The sequence below is a fragment of the Bradyrhizobium sp. CAR08 genome (genome assembly GCF_052871955.1).
The window spans coordinates 1-22,412 of sequence record NZ_JBIXJX010000038.1 but is presented as its reverse complement, the minus strand read 5'-3'; the positions used below and the strand labels follow the sequence as shown (position 1 = coordinate 22,412).

The window sequence follows — 22,412 nt, the reverse complement described above, 5'->3', positions numbered from 1 at the left end:
TACATCGAAAGCGTAGAACCTGTCCCCGTGTTCCCGAAGGTATTTTGCCAGAATGGTACGAAATTAATGCGTCTTGAAAAACTAGAGGCGCACTTGGGCGAAAACAGCGCTCGTGGCGCCGATGAGGTTTTAACAAGGCGGGTCGAGGAAATAAGAAAATATGCCAATCTAGTCTTGAGGGACTCGCCGCCATGATGGGAAAAATGTCACTGCGCCGCCAAATGCCGCTCGGCAACGAACTCACCCGCAAGTGCCTAGCGATCGTCTCTTAGTCACGGTCAGATATTGCGGACTCTCCTTACTCGGAACTCATGTCGTCATCGCCTGATGCGGTCGAATGGCGACGGCGTGCGCATCGGCCTGAGCAAAAAGCATGACAATTCGAGGAGTCTCGTGTGGCAGTGCCACATTTTCTGTAGAGTGTTTGTAGCTTGTAGCTTCTGAAATGGCACGTTTTTTTTGAAATGGTGCGTTCTTCGCCGATTGCCGAGCAGAAGGGAGGGACGGGCTCTACGTTCCAGGGCTTGAGCGAGGTGACCGGCGAGACTGGTTTGTTCTGCGCGCTCGCGCCCTGATCGCGGCAGCCACTACTTCGAACGTGAAGCGCAGCTCAGCGGCGCTTTCGATTGATGCTTGACGTCTATTTTGATGGAGTCGTGTACCGAGGCGGCTTCCACGTTTCCGGTGATGCGCTGAGGGCGGTCTCGACCGCAGCCTGCAGCCCATCGAGACTTTCGATGGAACCGGTCTGGGCGCAGGTACACATATCTCTATGCGCTGGATGAGCAGCATCGCCACCCGCCGACCTCGTCCGAGGGCAGCGGCCGACGGCATCGAGTACGAGGGGAAAGCCGCCGGTCGACGTGTTCTTGAACCATTTTTCGAGCTTGATCACATGACCCCAGTTGTCGCCGAACTCATAAAGTCACTGGATCGTCTTGTCGCCGGTCTCGTGAACATGTCGGGTTGGCACGTCTTGGGGGCATCCTGGCAAAGTCGCTATCGCGACAAGGAATGCCCCGATGTACTTCGCCAGAGAGCAACTCGAAGAGGTGGCCCTCCGTCCGCCAAACGTCGCCTGAAACGTCAGGTGTTGCCGATCAAGACGCATGGTAAGCGGCAGGAGAAGGCGGCGCATACAATCTCACCTGATGCGCGCCCTTCGCGCGGAAACCACCGCTGCGCCCCTTCATCGGATCATTAGCCAGCGCTCTCCTGCCAAAAGCGCCAAGCCATCCAGCCCCTTCCTGAAGTCCACAGGTTGGGTCGCAAGCTAAGCCAAAAGGTCAGCGGGAACCGTCAGCATGAACGTGTCAGGCGTAGCGCCATAAACATCTCACCGCGCACGGCAGGGCCAGGCGAACCGCGCACCTCTGCCCGGCGCGCCCAGGAGCTCTAGCTCGACTAAGACACTCTGTTGAGACAGCTAGGCCCAGCTCCCACGGCAGCATTTGACCAACAACGGTAGTCGCCTAGGGCTTCCCCCGATCCGTAAGCCAGATGACGCTCACCAAGCCGTCCACATACGCCGCAACTCGTGCATGGCTTCCATCCTTCCTGTGGCTACATCAGAATGCTTTCACCTGATTCCTATGGCTGCCGGTTAACTGGCCCAGATCCTCTGACTTAGTAGAATGAGACGAACGCCGTGTAGCGACTCCCAAAGCCACCAGTAATGAATCGCCATGATTTCGAGCGTGCGTCATTCTCGTGGCCGGCGAACTGGAATCCGACGACAGCAGTATCAACAATCGCGTCACGTTCACCTATCTACAATGGTAGTATCGTCGCAAGGTATCCGCCGATAGCCTGGTTCGGCCGTGGGTTGGATCAGTTGCGGAAGCAGCTTCGCCTGCCGTCGCAGCACATAGCGCTGCATACAACGTAGGACTCGCTAGCCAATGCCAAGAACAGCTCTTGTTCCGCTGGAAGGCGCAAGGGATGGTCGGCTGTACGTCCGCGCAGCAGAGCGTCTTCCACGCAAGCTGGGATTATGCGCCTAAGGGGGTCCGTTCCCGACTGCCGGTATCGAGACGTTGCAAATCGAGTAGGAGTCGACGTGGAACGGAAAGCCCCGATGATCCGCGCCAAGCCATTTCGAGTCACCAATCGACAGCTCCTGGCGATGGCCATTCCGACTACGCTCGCATACCTCACGGCGCCGCTGCTCGGCATCGTCCACACGGCCGTGGTCGGCCAGCTCGGGGATGCGGCGTTGTTGGCAGGATTGTCCGCCGGGGCAGTTGTCTTTGACGTGGTCTTCACCACGTTCGGTTTCCTGCGCTCGGGAACAACTGGCCTCGTCGCCCAGGCTTTCGGGGCGTGCAATGCTCTGGAAGAGAGGGCGGTCTTCTGGCGGGCATTTGTAATGGCGGCAAGCTCCGGCCTCGCGGTCGTCGTGCTAGCGCCGCTGATTGCTGCGTTCGGTGAATGGTTCTTAAACGCGGAACGGCCCGTGACCGCCGCGATGGATCTCTACATGCGCATCCGCCTCATATCGGCGCCTGCGGCCCTCATCAACTATGCGATTGTCGGCTACTTTCTGGGGCGCGGCAATGCAGCTCTCACGCTTTTCCTGCAACTTCTCCTGAACGGGACGAATATCGCTTTCTCGGTCGTTCTGGGTCTTCATTTCGGTTGGGGCATTGCAGGCATCGCCTGGGGTAGCCTGTGCGGTGAGACAGTCGCCATGATCGCCGGCATGACAATCCTCTTCGGACGCTTCCGCGCGATGCCTAAAATATTGTGCCGGCATACGTTCAAGACGGCGGGAATGAGCCGGATGCTTCAGCTCAGCGGCGACATGATGATCCGTTCCTTTGTGCTCATGGGAGCATACGTCCTGTTCACGCGGCAGGGCGCCCAGCTTGGCACGTTAACCCTAGCGGCCAACGCGGTACTGCTGCATTTCGTTCTGGTCTCGGGCTATTTCCTAGACGGCTTCGCGGCGGCCACCCAGCAACTCGCCGGTCGTGCCATCGGCGCCCGCGATGAGCCGACTTTCCTGCGCGTCGTCAGGCTGACCGCGCGCTGGGGATTCGCGCTGGCGGGCCTGGTGAGCGTCCTGGTCTTCGCGTTCGGCGAGCGGCTGGTGGGCGCCATAACCAAAACAGCGGACGTGCGTACGCTGGCGGTTCTCTATCTTCCTTGGGCGGCGTTCGCGGCCTTGACCGGGGCGCTCGCCTTCCAGATGAACGGCGTCTTCATCGGCGCCAGCTGGTCGCGCGACCTTCGTAACACGATGCTCATATCCTTTGCGGCATTTATCGCCGCTCTGTTCGCATTCGGGCAGCTGTTCGGAAACCACGGGCTCTGGGCCGCGCTGCACGTTTTCCTGATCGTGCGCGGGATAAGCCTGCTGTCGCTCATGCGGTGCCGCGCCAGCTCCGCCTTCGCGGAATAGTCGTCGATCGACCGCTTCGCGAGATGTTGGATTGTTAGTATTTGGTGCGTGGAGGATCGGTAGGACGCAATCAGGTGGCCAGATAGCGAGTTGCTGGGGGAAGAGCGGTTAGAGGCGTAGCTTTGTATGACCGCAGGCCACTCGCGCGAGCTTCATTTGAAAGAGCAGCCAGACCACAAAACGACTACGGTTCAACGTCAAAGTCTTAAGAGGAAGGTTTGGGCTAACGTCCTTTGAAGATGTGGCTCATCTGGTGCGTGCGCTTATCTTCTTGTCCCTCAAGGCTCTTTCCAACATCGTACAGGACATACTGCTGTTGCGCGGGCTCTGTTTCTCGGTCGAAAGATTGTCAGGGTGGGAGAGCGCCCTGCTGTGAGTTGCCGTAGTTGCGCTCCATCTCGCGATAGGCGCGACTGACGATGGGTCGGCTCGACATAATGGCCCCCAATCAACGAAGGCATCAGCGAAAGGTCGCACGCGAGGTGCAGACGGCGATTCCGGTACAAGTGAAGTACCGGGACAGCCTTGGACTGTATTTGCCACTCCGCCCAGCCGATCGCCCTGCGTTGTCCAGCATGACGGTCGACGATAACGAAAGCGAGAGACTCGGCGGACTGTTCAGGATTGCCGTTGGGACACCCGTGAGAGTACAGCACGCAATCTTCTGTCCGAAAGCAAACGCGCGGCGTGTACTACATCCGCCGAGACCGTAGCGGAATTGACACCCAGGTGGGAAAGGCGAAGCGATCCGCGTCGCTAGCGCTGGCCCAAATCGTGCAACGAGACAAGCCGCGTAGAACGCGCGCCAACTGATGAGGAGTGCCTTTGAGGTTCCACCTGACAAGACATCATGCGCTCGCCTGCCCGGGCTCGGTGGGCGCCTTTTCCACTTGCCCGTTCCTACCGACCAATTCTTCTCCGGGAGCGGAAGACATTGGTCTTGCCCGCCCACCGCGCGGGGCTGGAGATGTCACCGGAGCTGTTCTCGCACGCGGACTATCGCACCGTCATCATCTGTACTGCAGGCCGAACAACCACACAGATGTGCGGTGGGCATGATCTTTCCGATGGACCATTTCCCGGATTTTCCTAGATGAGCAGCTCCATGCAAGATCTCTGGCGCCTTTCGGCCGCCGAACTCGCAATTCTAATCAAATCGAAAAAAGTCTCGGCCAAAGAGGCAGCCATGGCTGCGCTGAGCCGCCTGGAGGCAGTTAACTCGAAGATCAATGCAGTCGTCGATCACCGGCCCGAGCAGGTATTGAAGGACGCCGAACAGGTGGATTTGGGAATCGCACGTGGTGAAGAGACTGGCATGCTGGTCGGCGTGCCAGTCACGGTCAAGACCAATATCGACCAGGAAGGCTTTGCAACCACCCACGGCGTAAAGCTGCGGGCTAACCTGATCGCCAAAAGCAACAGCCCGGTAGTCGACAACTTGCGCAGCGCTGGTGCGGTCATTTTGGGCCGGACCAATTGTCCTGCGTTTTCTTACCGCTGGTTCACCACCAACCTGATACATGGCGACACCAAAAACCCGCGCGATGCCACGCTGACGCCGGGCGGCTCGTCGGGTGGCGCGGGCTCTGCGGTTGCCGCCGGCATCGGGCACATCGCTCACGGCTCCGATATCGCGGGATCGATCCGCTATCCTGCCTACGCGTGTGGCGTGCATGGCTTGCGGCCAACCGTGGGACGGATCGCCACTTTCAATACCTCACGGTCGGAATGGCCCATCGGGCCGCAGATCACTTCGGTTTCCGGTCCGCTTGCGCGCACTATTCATGACTTGCGCATCGCGCTTGCCGCGATGTCTGCAATGGATGCGCGTGACCCGTGGTGGGTTCCGGCCCCGCTGCAAGGTCCGCCAATGCCAAAGCGTGCGGCGCTCTGTCTCAACCCCGACGGCCTTCAGACAGCGGCGGAAGTAAGTGCCGCGATGAACGACGCCGGCACGAGACTGGAGCGCGCCGGCTGGACGGTGGAGATGATCGAGAACACGCCACCCATGCGGGAGGCGGCCGATTGGCAGACTAAGCTGTGGCTTGGGCATGACTATGAGGCGCAACTGGCCGAGGCTGAGCGCGAGGGCGATCCCGGCGCACTCGCTTGTTTGTACGGCAATCGGGCGAAAGTCGCTCCATTCGACGCGACCGCCTATTTGAGCGCGCTGACCCGACGAGCCACGTTAATCCGTGAGTGGTTGCAGTTCTTCGAAAAACATACTGTATTGCTGATCCCCGTTTCCGCTGAACTGCCGTTTGCGGATAATCTCGACCTGATGAACGAGGCCGCCTTCGAGAGGGTTTGGCGGGCACAACTGACCCAGATCGCAATTCCTTTTATGGGCCTGCCCGGGCTCAGTGTCGCGACAGGCTTGGTCGGCCGCGCTCCCACCGGCGTTCAGATCGTATCGGGACGCTACCGCGAAGACCTCTGCCTGCTCGCGGGCGAGGCAATCGAGGCGGGCGGGGTACCTCCCTCGCCGATTGATCCGTTAGACTGAGGTTTTCAAAGCACTCTAGCAGTCTGCTGAAAAGTCTTGAAATAGAAGGTTTTCGTACTCTCGTCGGTCGTTGCTGGGGCGGCGGCGGAGTTGGATGTAATTTTCTAGCCTGGCGTTTGGGTGCACCCTGACGCGGAGTGGCTAAGCGGCAAGCAGTTTTGGAAGCGGATCAGGTTATAGGCGATCAGATTGAGCAGGAAGTCGGCGGGCGACGCGAGCGATGCCATGAAAATGCACTCGACCATCGCCCGACGCGATTGCGACATGCCGTACCCCGGATGCCGCGTGGTTCGTTCGTCGATGGCGCTGTTGCGGTTCTTGCCGGTTCTGGTGACGGCTTTGATTCTGTATCACATGCGGCGTCACGCCGATGGCGCGAAGATTGGCGACCTGATCGGCCGTATCGTACGCCTTGTCCTCACCGGCTGTGATGCGGCGGCTTGCGGCTTTGCGTCTCGCCTTCAGCATGGTCGCCTGAAACCAGGCGTTCGGCGGTGCCATTGGCATGCGTGACCCTGCCGGCCACCGCCAGCCCATGCCGGTTCTCCATGGTGGCGCGGCCCATACAGCAAAGCTTGGCCTCCCGTCCGGCCGCCTCGCAATAAAGACTGCTGTCCGGATCACTGGTACTCGCATGGGTGTCGTTCTTGCGCTTCTGGCGGTGGAAGTTGGCCGCCATCATCGTCGTCGCCGCTGCGTTCAGGTCCCGACAACACGAAGCGCGTTACGGAAGCCGCGCCGCGCGTGCAATTAGGGATGGGCAGTCCGTTTCGGCATACCGTATAACGCATCTTGCACCGAGCGCGAGCATCACGCTGGCGATCGCAGTGCCGCGCGCCACCGACGATTGCGGTCGAAATTCTACACTGCGCGCGAATAAGCAGGTTCGAACTTAGTCGGTGCAGTGGCAGCCGATCTGCCCAATAAGTCTAGTTTTTGGTGGAGCAAGCGCGCAGGACCTCGCGACTGGCACGCCAATTGCTGCGATGGGGGAGATGAACTACCCGTCACGGTGTGCAAGCTTCAGGAGTTGCGGATGACGCTTGAATTTTATGCGGTCTTTAGTGCGATCGTGAAGCGGTTAGCATCGCTCGCCTTCGCGAATTCCGCGGAGACAAGGAAGGTCGCTCGGCTTCGAACTATGAAAGACCACGAGGTGCGCCGAGCTTTACGGAGAGAGCCAGCTCACAAACCCGAACTATTCAACCGCGCGCTTGCGGCATTTCTTGCAGCAACCTATCCCGAGAAAGCTAGATCGCGATGGCATCGTGAATCTCCGGACAGTGCCCAGGATCCTCGCTTGCGCAGCGAGATTTGCGTCAACTCGGGCCGCTGAAGTTTGGCGGAAGGTATGTGATCTTATGCGTCTGGTATTGCGCTTGAACCCAAATGCGGCTGGCAGAAATCACTGCGTAGTACGTCGAACGTCCCGCATCCCTGACAACGTTGAAGCGCGACTGCGTGGATTTGACGCTGCTTCAGAAGCAGAGGCGCGACTCGAAGGTTCATAATATGAAACTCATCAAACCTCTTCCATCCGAGCCCGCAGCATCGACAGTCCTTCTCGGCAAGGATCGGCGAGGCAACTGGGTTGTCCGCGAGGAGAACGGCGCTTTTGGCGGTGTGTTTGTGCAGCGCGATCATGCGTTAAAATACGCGCTGTCCAAGAATGGTCATCATCCGGAGACCATCTTCGATGTGCCGCCCGAGGTCGAACTCGATGTTTGCGATCAACTCGAAAATCTCTTGCTAGTCAAGTGATCTGAGATGAGGGCAAGTCAAGTGGATGAGCTCTGCTGCGCAAGGGCCTGGCAGTGCATTCAGGTGACACACAAACCCCATCGCCGATGGGGCGAAGAGTTGGATAAGGCATGACTCCGCGGCTTACCGAAGCATGCGCGCTTCCGCCGAGTGCGCACAAGCCAAAGATGAGAGCGACCGTTGCAAAGCCGGGCTACAAGTCTCTTCGAGATAACGGAACGCAACGATGATCGGGGTCCGAAGGAAACAGCCGCCTGTTCGCAAGCTGCCATCGTGTCACGGACCCGACAACCCGCTCCACTAAAACCAATAGCAAGTTGCGGTCGATAAGCTGGCCCAAATCCTGCAAACCCCGAAGAGGCGGAGAAGTTGAGCGGCGCCGTCTCCTGCCGCAAACTCCAAATTCAGCAAGCCTATTTGATAGGGGTTACACATGACAACTCAGACGCGGTCGGAATCAGCTGCCGTTGCGAGAGCGCCTTCAATCAGCGAGGCGGATGCGGAAATCGAGGCCAGAGTGTTCGAAATCGCAGAGCGCGAGCCCAACTCGATATGGGAAGCCCAAGATGAAGTGAGTGACGCAATTTCACGTTCGGGCATCCACTTTGAGGGGCGCGCACTTCACGTATCCCTCCGGCCCCTTGCGATAGATTCCAGAATGGCAGATTACCTCAGCGCGACCGCTGAGCTCGCAATCAAACTGCTTGACGTTGCTGCCGAACTGTACTGCTCCAATGAGGAGGTACAGAAACTCTTTCCAGCGTATAAACATTTGCGGCATTGGATCACTTCTCTGCCGAAACACCGGCCAATTGTAACAATATGCCGACTGGATGGCTTGTTCGGCAGCGATGGCCATTATAAAATTATCGAAACTAATACCGAAGGACCGGGAGGCGTCATTCTGAACGCCCTCGTCCCGAGAGTCTGGAGCGGCGTACAAAATCCCTTGACACGTGGCTTATTGCTCGACGTGCGCAAGCAGCCCTTCGTCAATGATTCGAGCTGCTTCGTCCGGGAATTGGCGTTGGCCCATCGTCTTGCAACTGGACGCGAACTCAAGACTGCCGCCGTAGTCAATTTTCGTGGCCGCTTCACAAATGAAGTAGATTTGATTGTCAACGGTCTAAGGGATGCTGGCGCCAATGCAGTGGCAGTTGATATTACCGCAATGAAGCGAACACATCGTGGCCTTGTCGGACCGGACGGTGAACTCATTGAACTTGTTTACAACAAACTCGACGTGAGAGACATTATAGGCGTCGGCGAATGCAGAGACTACTTAGATGCCTGTGCGGCTCAAGAGGTCGTCTCTATAAACCCGTGGATCTCCCAGTGGGTACTATCTGACAAGGCCATTCTTGCGGTACTCAGCGATGATCGGTTTAGCTCACATTTCAGCACTGAGCAGCTCGAGTTTATTGAGCGGCATATCCCGTGGACCCGCCTCGTCGGAGCAGGTATAACGACGGACGCCCAGCGGCGTAAAGTTGAGCTGATCAATTACATCCGGGAAAACAGAGCCAATCTTGTTCTGAAACCGTCTAACGCGACGCGCGGCGAGCATGTCTTGGTTGGGCGCCTCACATCGCCTGAGGTTTGGGAGGTACACGTCCAAAGAGCTTCCCGCATCTCGTATGTCGTTCAAGAGTACATTAGACCCCGTGAGGTGACGACACCGCATCCGCCAACCCGATCGATCAAGAAAATGCCGTGTGGAATTGATTGCTATGTATTCGGTGGCCGCCTAGCTGGCTTCCAGTCGCGCGCAAGCTTGGACCCAGTGATGAACATTGGACGAACCGGGATTCTCTTACCTGTTGCCATCAACTAAGCTGTCGCGAGTTGGCCAAGACGTTAGCCGTTTCAACAGCTGTCGATGCGCGGGATCTACATGTGGAGACAATGAGCCATGCCTTGTTCGACGGGATGGCCAGCTAACGTCGACGAAAAATTTTCGCAAAGCAGCATTGAGACCTCTGCCGCTTTGACCTTAGCGGAAGGAGTCCATCATGGCCGATGACCTCGAGCGCATGATATCTACAAAGCGACGCGCTTGTTCACCCACAAATGCAGGCTCGGGCGCGACTTCGTCTACGTGCGGTGTTGGTTGCACGATAATAGCACGGGTAGCTCGTCTGCTGCCTCCGCCTTCTTCGGCTGAGGCTAGCCGCACCAATCTGTAATTCCGGTCACCAGGACCTCTTGGCGCCGTCAACGGATGCGCAGGAAAGTCAAACTTGCTAAGGAGACTTCAGATGAACCTAAAAGTCGAGCCAATTGACGTTGACCGCATTCCCGCTCAAATCCGTTTCGACTACCATCAACGATCGTTACTCGACTTGTGGCACAGAGGAATCCGACACCCTGGCACCCGGGAGCAGTTTCCTCTCGGAGCCACCCAGCCGACTTTGACCGAGATCGAGTTGGCGTGGAAGCAGATCGGAATTAGGGATTCTTACGATCATTCTGCGTATCTGGATTTGCGTTTACGCTCGGAAGCTGGAGAGCCGAGCGCCGGCTCAGATATTGTCTTTTCTTCGGGAGGATCGACCCGTAAGGCAAAGACTCTTATCGGCACGTATGAGGAAACGCTGTACAACGCTCGATTTCACGGGAAAGGATACCATCTTACAGGCGTCAACAGCGACGACACCGTACTCGCGTTGGGTGGGCACGGGACCTATGATGTCGATTATTGCGTTTTCCATGGCTTATCACAAACAGGATGCGCGATCATACCAATTAACGATTACAGGAGGGGGCAGGAGATTGCTGAAATAATGCGGGAGCTGCGCGCGACGGCGATCCTTGCACTTCCAAGCGGCCTATATTCTCTCCTAGGCCACTTGGAAGATAACAACGTGACTTACAGTGGGGTAAGACTCATTGTTACAGGCGGAGAGCCTTTGTCTCGACAGCTACGGGAGAGGCTTGTTCAGCGATTCGGGAGCAATCTTTCCTTCGGGTCCGTATTTCAGACCTCCGACCACGGCACAATAGGCTTCCAATGCCCATTTTGCAGCTCGGCCGAGTACCACGTTCACGAAGGCCTCATTTACGTGGAGCTGGATGCGCGGAGAGAGGATGGTCTAAAGGAGCTCGTCATTTCGAACCTGTACCGCTCTCGTATGCCAGTTGTTCGGCTTCGAACCGGCGACTTCGCTGAATGGACTGATCCAGAGGGTTCGTGTTCATGTGGGTTGACCTCAAGGAAGTTACGAATTCTCGGAAGGGTCACTCATCCTCTAGAATTGGGCTCAGCGATGATCGACGCCAAGCTGCTTTCGGAATTGCCGGAGCGCGTCGGGGTTCACGAAAATCAGATTAACGTCCTTATCCGCAAGGATGAGCTAAATCGTGACCTTCTCGAAATCGCAATTTCAAACGAGCTTCGCGGTAAGCACGGAAGAGCAATTGAGGAACACCTTCTGTCCATCGGCAGCGTCGCGACTGGCGTCAAGCGCGGATGGATTGTCGGTCCAAACTTTGTACCTCCTCTGGAAGCTCACGAGAAGACCTCGGGATATGGCAAGCTGCGTGTGGTAATCGATTTTAGGTAATAGCTCCTGACCTTGCCCCTTGAGCTTAATCCAGTTTGAAGTTCGTTCTGGCCCAAGCCGAGGACCAGAGCATGAAGCGCAAGCGGTTTACGGAAGAACAGATCATCGGGATTTTGAAGGCGCACGAAGCGGGGGTTCCGGTCGCCGATCTCTGCCGGAAGCATGGTGTCGGCGATGCCAGCATCTACAAATGGAAGGCCAGGTTCGGCGGGATGGACGTCTCGGAGGCCAAGCGACTGCGGTCGCTGGAAGACGAGAACACGAAGCTGAAGCGGCTTCTGGCAGACGCCATGTTGGACAATGCGGCGCTGAAGGATCTCGTGGAAAAGAATGTATGACCCGCCCCGCCCGTGCAAGGTCGTTTAATGAGGACGATGCAGTCTGCACAAATGTATCCGGCCTCTTGCAAGTGGGCCGCTGTTGCGGCCAGGCCATGATGAGATCCGCGCGTGCCGTTCCCAGATAAATGGTTCGGGCTCGAAGCCCGCTTTTTTGCACAGGGTTTACGGCGCGCCGATCGACTTTTTCGTCATCACCTTCACGAACCTCGCAGTCTGGAACAAACGGGATCAGCTAAAGGCCGGATCCCGCCGTTCATAGCTTGCGCCGGGCTTGGTCATCACCACCCATGCGATCCGCGCAATCTTGGCCGCCAAGGCGACGGTGACCTTGTTAGTGTGCATGCGTGCCTGAAGTCCATCAAGCCACGCGCCAAGGCGGTATCGCGAGCGATCAAGATGAGTCACGCAGGAACGGGCGCCATGGATGATCATCCGGCGCAGATATCGATTGCCGCGCTTGCTTATCCCCAGCAGCTTCGTTTTGCCTCCCGTTGAATATTCTCTCGGGACAAGACCTAGCCAAGCTGCCATATCGCGGGCCTTTTTGAACTGGCGGGCAGATCCAGCTGCTGCCAAAAGCGCCGTCGCGGCCAGCGGACCAATGCCCGGGATGGTCATCAATCGACGTGCGGTATCGCTTTGAGAGGCAATTGCCTCAATCTCGCGGTTGACCTCGGCAATCCGCAGCTCCAGCTGCCGCAGCTCGTCAAATGTAGATGCAAGAATGCGACGCATCGCCGAGGTTAGATCATTCGACTGATCGGCCAAAACCCTCGGCAGATCAGCCTTGAACTTGCCGGCGCCCTGGTGAATAGCGATCCCATATTCCAGGCAAAAAGCGCGCATCTGATTGATGAGGCACGTCCGTTGCGACATCATCCGATCGCGAACACGATGCAGCGCTTGCAGGTCAATGTGCTCAGGCGACCTTAGCTCGACGAAGCGCATCGTTGGTCTCGTCACGGCTTCGGCGATCGCCGCGGCATCGATGATGTCATTTTTGTTGGACTTCACATATGGCTTCACGAATTGAGCTGGGATAATGCGAACGGTCTGCCCATGGGGGCGATCTTGCGGGCCAACCATTGCGAGCCGGAGCAGGCCTCCATGCCCACCAAAGCGGGTCCTGCACGTTCGAAGAACTGCAAGAGCGTATCGCGCCGAAAGGTCGCCTTCTGGATCGGCATTCCGGCGGCGTCGAGCCCAACGACGTGGAAAAGGTTCTTGCCAATGTCGATCCCAAACACCGTTGCCGGCCTGGGCTTGTTCCGTGTCCTCATTGCTTCCTCCTTTCAAAAGCCAACTCAGTCTGACTGAGAGGACGGGGCGGGTCATCCCCTGATGTCCCCAGTCAAGCACACAACGCACGGTTTCCCATCTCCACGTGGACTCATCGTGAAGTTCTTGCGCCGATGGATCGTGCAGAGGAGAAGGCGGAACCCAAAGACGTCGGTGAACAGGCTCTGATGCGCGGGTTGGATACCGCATTTCCGTTTTTTCGTCTGGGGCTGTCCCTGGTCTAGCGTCGGGCGTCGATCGGATGATCGGCCACATAATGGGTTTCAGGATTTCCCCTGCCGTGGTCCCACCTTCACCTCTGCACGATTGATGTCTGCGACTACCCTGATCCTGATTGCAACAAAGGGGCTGTGGGCCGGTCGAGCGCACCTCACGACTCGAGCGGTCCACAGCCCCCAACGACGTTACGCCTGTCGAGGTGGCATGAGCTCGCGATTGATTGCCCAAATGAAGGCGGATAGCTCTCGGGCAATCGCCGTCACGATTACGGTTCGCCGCTTGCCCTTCCGCTCGAGTGAGCGGAAGCGTCCGCACAATCTGGTTTGCGCTTTCCACGCAATCTCTCGCGCGCGTCTCGGTGCGGCCTCCACCTTTGGCTGCTTGTCTCGGCTTATGCGCGGCGGATATCGATAGCTCCAGGCCGCCTCCACAAGAATACGTCGCGCCCGCCCATTACCGGCTTTGGTGATGCCGCCTCGCTTGACCTTGTCGCCAGTTGAGTTTTCCGTGGGCACCAGACCCAGATAGCTCATCAGCTCGCGCGGATTTTGAAAGCGGGAGAGATCACCGATCTCGGCCAGCACCGCCACAGCCGCAATGAGGTCAATTCCCCGCATCGCCTGCAGGGCCGCGACAACCTCGGCAAGCGACCACTCGGGTACTACCTCGCGGATGGCATCTTCTAAACGCTCCATTCGCTCACTTTCCTGGCGTATCCCCTCAAGGAACTCTTCGAATGCGATGCGCTGCTCGCGATGCTCGAGCTTCTGCGACATCAGCCATCTCATGTGGGCGGGTCCCCACGTTGTCTTGCCCGGATAGATGCGTCCCAGCCGCAGCATCAATGACGAGATCTGTTGACGCTTGCCCTGGAGGTCCTTCTTCAATGCCTGACGGGCGCGCGAGAGATCGCGCATGGCCTCATGGCGCTCGTCCGGCACCCACACTGCGGTGAGCTCGCCCGCGCGCAACAGCTTGGCGAGGCTTACCGCATCGCGCCGGTTCGTCTTCACTCGATCGCCGGCCTTCTTCGGAACGAGCGAGGGGGCCACCACCAGGCAGTCATGGCCGAGGCTCTTGAGTAGTCTGTAGAGGCCATATCCTGTCGGCCCTGCTTCGTAGCAAAACGTCAGATGACAGCATTTCGCTGCAAGCTTTGCCACCAGCTTTCGGATCGCTGCCTCCGTGGCAGAAAACTCCCCGAGATATCGTACCTCGCCGCCACGGCCGCCATCGGCAATGGCTATTGCATTGCGCGATTTTGACGTATCGATCCCGACAAAGAGCTCGGTATGATGACCCACGACTCGCCCTCCTTGTTTGAGGCTCTGCCCGGTCCATCCAGGCAACCCTCGTCGCAACATCGAGGGTGAGTCGCCTCATTTTGTGGAGGGGACATACAGTCTAGTGGTGACGCCCGCGGGGAAGCGGAAAGCTGTCGCTCATCTGGTGGATGCCCATGGAATGAGCGAACGGCGGGCGTGTAAAGCCATCGGCTGCTGCCGCATGACCATGAGATACCGGACGACCCAGGCTGACGATACCAGCCTTCGCCAACGCGTGAGGGCGATCGCCCAGGAGCGCCGCCGCTTCGGCTATCGGCGGCTGCATGTTCTGCTCAGGCGGGAGGGTTATCTGATCAACCATAAAAAGCTGTTCCGGCTCTATCGGGAGGAGAAGCTAACGGTGCGCCGCTGTGGTGGGCGCAAGCGGGCGATCGGGACCAGGGCGCCGATGCTGGTTCCGATGACGCCGAACGACCGGTGGTCGCTCGACTTTGTGTCGGACCAACTGACCTGCGGCCGCCGCTTCCGGATCCTGACCGTCGTCGATGATTGTACCCGCGAGTGCCTGGCGCTGGTGGCCGACACCTCGCTCTCCGGCATTCGCGTGGCGCGGGAACTGGACCGGCTGATGATCGAGCGCGGCAAGCCCAGGATGGTGGTCAGCGATAACGGCAGCGAACTCACAAGCAACGCCATCCTGGTGTGGGCCGACCAAAGCCGTGTCGAATGGCACTACATCGCGCCGGGCAAACCCATGCAGAACGCCTTCATCGAGAGCTTCAACGGCCGGCTGCGGAATGAGCTGTTGAACGAGACGTTGTTCACGTCACTGGCACAAGCCCGCGTCATACTTGGATGCTGGCGGGCCGATTACAACGACACAAGACCACACTCGCAGCTCGGATGGAGAACCCCGTCCGAGTTCGCGATGACCTGCCACCCGCGCCGGGATCTGGCGCTGCGCTATGCCAAGGCTCCGCGCCAGCTCCCGTCGCTGCCACCGCCCAACCGGACAAATCCAACGGCACGGGCGAACTCAGGACTGGATAAAACCTGGGGGCAAGGTCACTCCCGTCGCGCGACGCACGGGTTTGCTGCGTCCAACGGCAGCGAGGAGCGCCGCCTTTACGTTAGAGCGTGTCGCGCGCTAAGACTGAATCATTTGGGATTCCCAAATCAGAGCTGCCTCCGTGAAGGAGGCCGGCGGGTATGGTAACATCCCTTGAGGTCGATCTTGGGATCAAATGGTCGCTGCCGTTGAAGGGGGCATGTTGCGGCGAGAGGCTGCGGGCCACTTTCAAGGCGGCGGTGTCTTGGCTTTGACACTGCGAGTTCGCGCGTGAGCGCTCTGATCTAGAGCGTGCCGGCTTAGCGAGTCGTCCGTGAACAAGTTTCTATGCGGTCGAGCGGGAGTCTGTTGTTCGGATAGGGATTTGGCGCTTGAGGCCCCCAAACGTTGCAATTTCGTTTGTGGATTCCGTAAATCAACTCTTTGAGCGAATTCAAGTTCAGCGTGCGAGTTGTTGACATCAATCGCAGCGCTGTTTTCGGCGTATGTGGGGGCGCTTTCGAGCGTACTCGGGCACGCCGACCGGATTGGCCCGCTGCGCGACTATTGCACCGGCTGAGAGTGCCAGGCGATCGCAAGAGTGTAGCCCATAGCGGAAGATGGCTCCGGCGCGGACGGCGGCGCAACACCAGTCATTGATGCATGTTGTCGGTCTCGCATCGTGGTCGGATGAGAAAGGTGTTAGCCAAAGTACGCGAGATGGTGCTGCCTTCAATGGAGCGGCAGGGGTTGATCGAGGCATTGATCATCGACGACGCCGGTTTCGCCAAACAGGGGGAAGCATTCGGTGGACGCGCAGCATCAATGTTGAGGCTGCAAAGAAGCAAGCGAAATTGGGTTTCGCTATCGATCGCAACCACTCTGCCAGCCTTCCGCTGGCCTATCGGCTGTATCTGCCGAAGGACTTGGAATAAGTATAGGGCGCGCCAAAATAAGGCAGATGCGCCACGGGACGTCGGCTTCAAGACCCAGCCGGAGATCGACTCGATCAAATACACGAAGTGCGTGCGAGGCCGGCCTGCGACGCGGTGTCACCTCGATGGACGATGCTTATGGTACTGACTCGCGGCTGCGCACCCGCATGACGGCGTTCGGCGTAAGCTACGTCGCCGGCATTCATCCGAAGATACCAGTATGGCCACCCGGCACCGGACCAAGGCCGAGAGGCAGGCCGCTCAACAATATGGGTCGTCGCGACGAGCCTCATCTAATCTCGGCCAAGCGCCTCGCGCGTGACCTGCCTCAAAAGATGCCTCGCATACGATGCCGGTGGCGGGAGGGTTCGGCCGAGCGGTTATCGTCTCGCTTCGCCCGCGTGCGCGTTCGATCGGACGTACTCAGCTCAGGCCGGAATTGGTGTCGCGGGAGTGGCTGCTGATCACTGGCCCGAGAGCGAAGCCGAGCCGACCAAGTATTGGCGGTCGACGCTACCAGCCGATGTCGGCTTCTGCGAACTCGTCGACTTCACTAAGCTGCGCTAGCGAAGTCGACCGATGCCAAGGTGCTGCATGCGGCCATCAAGGGGCTCAACCGCCTGCGACAAGGCACGGGGTCCGGCGCGGCAATCCTATTCTCGTGTCGCCAAGGCGGCCGCGGTGATGGCATGCCGCTACGCCCATGCCAAAAGTTCAAGCGGCATCAGCGGCAGTTGCGCAATTTCGCAAACGGCTGGGCCGAATCATCGACCACATCCGCCGCGACATCGACGGCCGCCAGTACTGGAGGAGGCGTTCGCCCTCCCGCTTGGCCGGGCCACGCAGATCCGCTCGCAACAGGAGCGCCAGCGCGCGGCTGGAAGCGTTGTTCCTTACATGCCCCGGCGATGGAGTGCATTGGCAAAGGCAAGGCCGCCGCGCTCTACGAGACCGGCCTCCATCGTCACCACCAACCCTCGGTCGTGCTGCACGCCAGGGCGATGTCCGATAATCCGTACGACTGTCGCTCCCTGCGAGACGTCATTGACCGCACCGGGCACCGGCTGATCGCTTGCGCATGTCGACAAGGGATAACGCGGCCAAGACGCGCAGAACCGCCGCTCCATCATTGAGCCCATCATCGGACGCCTGAAGGAGGAAAATCACCTCTTGCAGTGAGGCAATCAGAATGGAATTTCTTCCCATCCAGATTGTCGTGGTGTAACCCCGGGCGCTGCTATCTCAAAGACGCGCAGGAGACGCCGCCAATCTTGTCCTCTCAGCCCTGGGCCACAACTTCCGCCGCATTCTCGCCTGGCTCAGAGAACTCTTTTCCTGGTCCAGCTGTGGCGCACGATGGCCTGTGCCGCCCGCTTGATTCGGCTTCTTACCGGAAGATAAGGGACGTGTTTAAGCTTGGTCGAGTTGCGCGAGAGAGCGGTAGGGGTGCCAGCCGTGCGGCCTCGAACGTGGCGCAGCGGCCTCGCCAGCTCTCGGGATCGAAGGTTATGGCTCGATACGCACAGATGAAATCATAATCGACTTTGGTTTGCGACGACATCGAGGCGAAGGGCGTTTAACAATTGCAGCGCTGCCTGCGTCCCAGCGTCAGCCCGAAGATTGTCATAGCGCTCGACGATCCGCGGTCTTGCGAGGGGCAACAATGTTGATGACTTGTTTCGGTATAATCCCGAACCGAGACGTACTAAACCACTACTTGGCGAGTTGATGGATGATCCTGGCCCAACTCCGAGCTCCCCTGTAGAAGCTTGTTAAATTGTACTTCTCATTGGGCGAATGGATTCGGCTATCGTCCAAGCCGAAGCCAACAAGCAAGCACTCCATGCCAAGTTGGTGATTGAAGGCGGCGACGATCGGGACCGAGCCGCCCGCTCCCATCAGGGCTGCCGGACGACCCCACTCCTCCTCGAGAGCCTTAGCAGCTGCGCGCACGTGGGGCTTTCGGGCGTCGAACGCAAAGGCATTGTGACATTGATGGACCTTGAATTCGACCTCGCAATCCTTCGCCCGACTGCGGATGAAGTCCTCGAGTGAAGCCAAAATCTTCTCCGGGTCTTGTCCGGGCACCAGGCGACACGTGAGCTTGGCTGATGCTTTGGATGGGATCACCGTCTTGTTTCCGACGCCCTGGTAGCCACCAGTGATGCCATTGAACTCGCAGGTTGGACGCACCCAAAGTTGCTCGAGCGCGCTGTAGCCTGTTTCTCCCGCCGGCTGGGTCAGACCGATGTCACCCAAGAATGCTGCGGCGTTGAACCCAAGTCCTTCCAACTGCTGCCTCCTCTGCGTCGACAGCTTCGGAATCCCCTCGTAAAACCCGGGCACCATCACATGACCATCCTCGTCATGCAGCCCCGCGAGAACGCGAACGAGGGCACCGATGGGATTGAGCGCAGGTCCGCCATACTGACCAGAGTGCAGATCGCGGTTCGGACCAGTCAGCACGACTTCCGCCCCGATGATCCCGCGCATTGACAGAGTGATTCCCGGCGTATCCTTATCCCACTGCACCGTATCGCAAATTAGGGCTAGATCGCAGGTGATTTCGTTGCCGTGCTCGGCTAAGAAACTCGGCAGGCTCTGCGAGCCGCATTCTTCCTCACCTTCGAGAAGAACGGTGACTGGAATCGGCAGCTCGCCCGCAACCTGCTTCCAAGCGCGGAAGGCCTCGAGAAAGGTCGAGAACTGGCCTTTGTTATCCTCTGCACCACGCGCCAGAATTACCTCACCATTGCCTGGTTCGATTCCCAGCCGCGGCTCGAATGGCGGAGAGGTCCACAAATCGAGGGGATCTGGCGGTTGCACGTCGTAGTGACCATAGAAGAGAACGTGAGGCTTGCCTGTGGCCTCCTGCGCCCCCCCATGGGCCACGACCATTGGGTGGCCGGTCGTTTCTCGCAACCCCGCCTCGAAACCAATCTCCCGAAGCGTGTTGACGCACCACTCTGCCGTGTCCCTGCAACTCTCCTTATATGCCGGATCGGTCGAGATACTGGGAATCCGCAGCACCTCAAAGAGGCGCTTGAGAGCTGCATCTCTGGAGCTATCAAGCGCTTCTAGCACATCAGGCAGATGGTCAGTCATACAGCGGTCCCTCTCCCGGCATGCGGATCCAACTACTTGCTGGATCCGCCAAATACGAACACAATCCACATCAATGTGTAGCCCACAACTTCGGCATGAAAGTTCAGCGTTAGTCCTCACATCGGCGGGCTAGTGGCATCGAGGATGGTCCACCCGCGCCTGCTCGATTCTGGTCTCAGTTGCCGCCACCGAGCGTAAAACAGGGGCTGATCTCATGACGATGCGACCAGCCTCGGAGAGATGTAGCCATTGAAATTCTGATTGATCACCTCCGCTCGTGTGTGGTGTCGAGTCTGTGACCGACGTTTGCTGAGTTGGTTGGAGCGCGTGTGACCGACACATAGCTGTGAAAAACGTCTCTCTAAGCTGGACTCATTGTGGGCAGCAACGTCATCAAAATCCTTGAAAGCACACTCGCCATTCCTACGGTTGGGCCTATCCTTTGTACCTTCTCCTGTCGCAATCCACATTCTGTTCCTGCACTGTAGATCGTACTGCAGGAGCACGGATCGAAACACTATCTAATATGGTGGGAGAGATTCTAGACGAGCGTGCTTCGCTTAAGGTAGCGATACCTGAGCTGCTGCGGGTTTGATGGACACCGGGTTAAGCTAATCCCACCTTGCGCTCGAACTCAACAGGGCTGAGGTAACCGATCGTCGAGTGACGTCGGGTCGTGTTGTAGAACCGCTCGATGTAATCGAACACATCTGCTCTGGCCTCGTTCCTGGTGCGATAGGTTTTGCGCTCGGTGCGTTCGGTTTTCAGCGACGAGAAGAAGCTCTCCATCGCCGCGTTGTCCCAGACGTTGCCGGACCGACTCATGCTGCAGACGATGCCGCTATCAGCCATCAAGCGCTGGAACTGCTCGCTGACGTACTGGCTGCCGCGATCGGAATGATGCATCAGGGCATCCGGCTTGCCGCGCCGCCAGACCGCCATCAACAGGGCGTCCGCAACCAACTGGGCGGTCATGCTGGCGCTCATCGACCAGCCGACCACCCGGCGCGAGAACAGGTCGATCACCGCCGACACATAGAGCCAGCCCTCAGCCGTCCAGATGTAGGTGAAGTCGGCGATCCACTTCTGGTTCGGGCGCTCGGCCTCGAACTGCCGATCCAGAAGATTCGACGCCACGTTCGCAATCTGGCGATGGCCTGCGTCCTTCGGCAGACGCCGGCGTCGTGGCCGCGCCCGCAGGGCCTGCAGGCGCATCAGCCGTTCGACCCGGTGCAGGCCGCATTCGACGCCGTCCGCCAGAAGGTCTCGCCAGACGCGCCGCGCGCCGTAAGTCCGGTCACTGGCAAGGAAGCTGACCTTGACCTGCTGGCCTACGGTCTCGTCCCTTCGGGATCTGGCGCTGGGCGATCGGTTCAGCCAGGCATGAAAGCCCGACCGCGACACGCCCATCGCTTCGCATAGCCATGCCACCGGCCAGATGCCCCGGTGCTTCGCGATGAAGCCGAACTTCATGTCGCTTCCTTCGCGAAGTAGGCAGCGGCCTTTTTTAGGATATCCCGCTCCGCCTTCAGCTTGTTGACCTCGCGCCGCAGCCGCTCGATCTCCAATTGCTCAGGCTTCATTTGCCCGTGGCCGGGGAAGGACTGCGCAGCGTCGAAGCCGAACTCCTTCACCCATTTGCGCAGCACGTTCTCATGAACGCCCAGGTCTCGGCCAGCTTGCGCCACAGATACCCCGCGCTCCCTGACGAGCTTGACCGCCTCGATCTTGAACTCTCGACTGAACTTCCGTCTCTGCATGACCCACCTCTGGCTCGATAAAACACCCAATCTTGGTGTCCATCAAACCGGCAGCAGCTCAATATGCAGAAGGCCCTGATGGAGATGAACCTGCAGCTCCATCATGTTGTCTCGGATATCACCGGCGCGACCGGCATGCGGATTATCCGAGCCATTGTCGCAGGCGAACGCAATCCCGACGTCCTAGCAACCTATCGGGACGTGCGCTGCCATTCATCGATCGAGACGATCCGCGCAGCACTCGTAGGCAATGACCGCCACGAACATGTCTTCGCGTTGACTCAATCGCTGGAGCTCTACGACGCTTATCAGGCAAAGATGCTCGACTGTGATCGCAAGCTCGAAGTCCTGATCAGTGCATTGAACACCAAAGGAGCAGGACCAGTCGGAAAGCTAGCCAAGCCACGCGTCAAGACCAAGCAGGTCAACACACCCACCTTCGATGTCAGGACCGCGCTGTATGGCGTGCTTGGCGTCGATTTGACTGACATCCATGGGTTGGGTCCGTCGCTCGCATTGAAGCTCATCGGCGAGTGCGGCACGGATTTAAGGGCATGGCCGAGCGCCAAACACTTCACTTCCTGGCTCTGCCTCGGACCCGGCAACAAGATCTCCGGCGGCAAGGTGCTGTCCTCGCGCACCCGGAGATCCTCAAGTCGCGCAGCTGCGCTGTTGCCGTTGGCAGCAACAACCGTGGGGCGGAGCGAGACAGCGCTTGGAGCATTCTATCGTCGGCTGTCCTCACGCGCGGGTAAATCGAAGGCCGTGACGGCGACGGCTCGCAAGATTGCGGTTTTATTCTACAACACACTCCGGCACGGCATCAGTTACAGGGATCCTGGTGCAGACCAATATGAGCAGCAATATCGTAGCCGTGTCCTCGCCAACCTACAGCGCCGGGCGAAATCGCTAGGCTTCGTGTTGCAGGCTGCGTATTTCGGCGATGGTGAGCGGCGATTTCAGGCGATCGTGAGCAGCTGTTTCGCGCGATGATGAGCAGCGGCTTTGACCGACATGGGTGATTGGTTCAGGGGTTTGAGTTGGCGTCAAGAGTTTGATTGCGGGCGTTCTGCTTTCGCATGCTTTCTCCGGAGAGTTGCAGACGGTGAGCGTTGTGAACGAGGCGATCCAGGATGGCGTCGCCGAGGGTTGGGTCGCCGATACGTCGTGCCAATGTTCAACAGGG

11 protein-coding genes and 7 pseudogenes are annotated in these 22,412 nt (G+C 58.6%); 11 read left to right on the top strand and 7 right to left on the bottom strand.

Going from position 1 to position 22,412, the window contains the following annotated elements; genetic code table 11:
• The coding region (locus ACIPUD_RS38585; protein ID WP_446482826.1) for a hypothetical protein at positions 1-195 on the top strand (195 nt) is incomplete at its 5' end.
• A 445-nt stretch (positions 196-640) separates the two neighbouring features.
• On the opposite strand, the pseudogene ACIPUD_RS38580 reads toward ACIPUD_RS38585, so the two are convergent.
• Positions 641-910, bottom strand: a pseudogene (locus tag ACIPUD_RS38580) (plasmid pRiA4b ORF-3 family protein); the annotation flags it as partial.
• A gap of 1,167 nt (positions 911-2,077) precedes the next feature.
• Here ACIPUD_RS38580 and ACIPUD_RS38575 point away from each other — a divergent pair.
• On the top strand, positions 2,078-3,403 hold the full coding sequence (locus ACIPUD_RS38575; RefSeq protein WP_446482825.1) for an MATE family efflux transporter: 1,326 nt from the start codon (positions 2,078-2,080) through the stop codon (positions 3,401-3,403).
• A gap of 1,105 nt (positions 3,404-4,508) precedes the next feature.
• Positions 4,509-5,909 carry an amidase family protein gene (locus ACIPUD_RS38570; protein WP_446482824.1) on the top strand — a complete coding sequence of 467 codons (1,401 nt, stop codon included), beginning with the start codon at positions 4,509-4,511 and terminating at the stop codon, positions 5,907-5,909.
• A 418-nt stretch (positions 5,910-6,327) separates the two neighbouring features.
• Here the strand turns inward: ACIPUD_RS38570 and ACIPUD_RS38565 are convergent, their stop codons facing one another.
• Positions 6,328-6,591, bottom strand: a complete 264-nt coding sequence (locus tag ACIPUD_RS38565) for a hypothetical protein (RefSeq protein ID WP_446482823.1) — start codon at positions 6,589-6,591, stop codon at positions 6,328-6,330.
• A gap of 830 nt (positions 6,592-7,421) precedes the next feature.
• Here ACIPUD_RS38565 and ACIPUD_RS38560 point away from each other — a divergent pair.
• The 4 genes and pseudogenes from ACIPUD_RS38560 to ACIPUD_RS38545 all read left to right on the top strand — a co-directional run.
• Positions 7,422-7,670: a hypothetical protein gene (locus ACIPUD_RS38560; protein WP_446482822.1), complete on the top strand. Its 249-nt coding sequence runs from the start codon at positions 7,422-7,424 to the stop codon at positions 7,668-7,670.
• Between the two features lie 433 nt (positions 7,671-8,103).
• Complete coding sequence (locus tag ACIPUD_RS38555; protein ID WP_446482821.1) at positions 8,104-9,504, top strand: hypothetical protein; 1,401 nt, start codon at positions 8,104-8,106, stop codon at positions 9,502-9,504.
• Between the two features lie 424 nt (positions 9,505-9,928).
• Positions 9,929-11,233, top strand: coding sequence for a phenylacetate--CoA ligase family protein (locus ACIPUD_RS38550; RefSeq protein ID WP_446482820.1), 1,305 nt, complete (start codon positions 9,929-9,931; stop codon positions 11,231-11,233).
• 71 nt (positions 11,234-11,304) lie between these two features.
• Positions 11,305-11,568 (top strand): annotated as a pseudogene (locus ACIPUD_RS38545) (transposase); the annotation flags it as partial.
• Positions 11,569-11,802: 234 nt separating this feature from the next.
• On the opposite strand, the pseudogene ACIPUD_RS38540 reads toward ACIPUD_RS38545, so the two are convergent.
• Positions 11,803-12,854 (bottom strand): annotated as a pseudogene (locus ACIPUD_RS38540) (IS110 family transposase).
• A gap of 423 nt (positions 12,855-13,277) precedes the next feature.
• Positions 13,278-14,396 carry an IS110 family transposase gene (locus ACIPUD_RS38535; protein WP_446482819.1) on the bottom strand — a complete coding sequence of 373 codons (1,119 nt, stop codon included), beginning with the start codon at positions 14,394-14,396 and terminating at the stop codon, positions 13,278-13,280.
• 103 nt (positions 14,397-14,499) lie between these two features.
• On the opposite strand from ACIPUD_RS38535, the pseudogene ACIPUD_RS38530 reads away from it, so the two are divergent.
• From ACIPUD_RS38530 to ACIPUD_RS38520, 3 genes and pseudogenes are all read left to right on the top strand, one after another.
• Positions 14,500-15,428: pseudogene (locus ACIPUD_RS38530) on the top strand (IS3 family transposase); the annotation flags it as partial.
• 959 nt (positions 15,429-16,387) lie between these two features.
• Entirely contained in the window at positions 16,388-16,825 is a 438-nt protein-coding gene (locus tag ACIPUD_RS38525; RefSeq protein WP_446482818.1) for a transposase, read from the top strand.
• A 96-nt stretch (positions 16,826-16,921) separates the two neighbouring features.
• Positions 16,922-17,762, top strand: a pseudogene (locus tag ACIPUD_RS38520) (IS5/IS1182 family transposase); the annotation flags it as partial.
• A 312-nt stretch (positions 17,763-18,074) separates the two neighbouring features.
• On the opposite strand, the gene ACIPUD_RS38515 reads toward ACIPUD_RS38520, so the two are convergent.
• Together ACIPUD_RS38515 and ACIPUD_RS38510 are read right to left on the bottom strand one after the other, a co-directional pair.
• Entirely contained in the window at positions 18,075-19,466 is a 1,392-nt protein-coding gene (locus tag ACIPUD_RS38515; RefSeq protein WP_446482817.1) for a dipeptidase, read from the bottom strand.
• A gap of 606 nt (positions 19,467-20,072) precedes the next feature.
• Positions 20,073-21,226, bottom strand: a protein-coding gene (locus ACIPUD_RS38510; protein ID WP_446482827.1) for an IS3 family transposase whose coding sequence is annotated in 2 segments (ribosomal slippage) — positions 20,073-20,977 and positions 20,977-21,226 — 1,155 coding nt in all. Because the reading frame shifts where the segments join, the coding sequence is not laid out codon by codon here.
• 60 nt (positions 21,227-21,286) lie between these two features.
• Here ACIPUD_RS38510 and ACIPUD_RS38505 point away from each other — a divergent pair.
• Positions 21,287-22,219: pseudogene (locus tag ACIPUD_RS38505) on the top strand (transposase); the annotation flags it as partial.
• Between the two features lie 34 nt (positions 22,220-22,253).
• Here the strand turns inward: ACIPUD_RS38505 and ACIPUD_RS38500 are convergent.
• Positions 22,254-22,412 (bottom strand): annotated as a pseudogene (locus ACIPUD_RS38500) (ATP-binding protein); the annotation flags it as partial.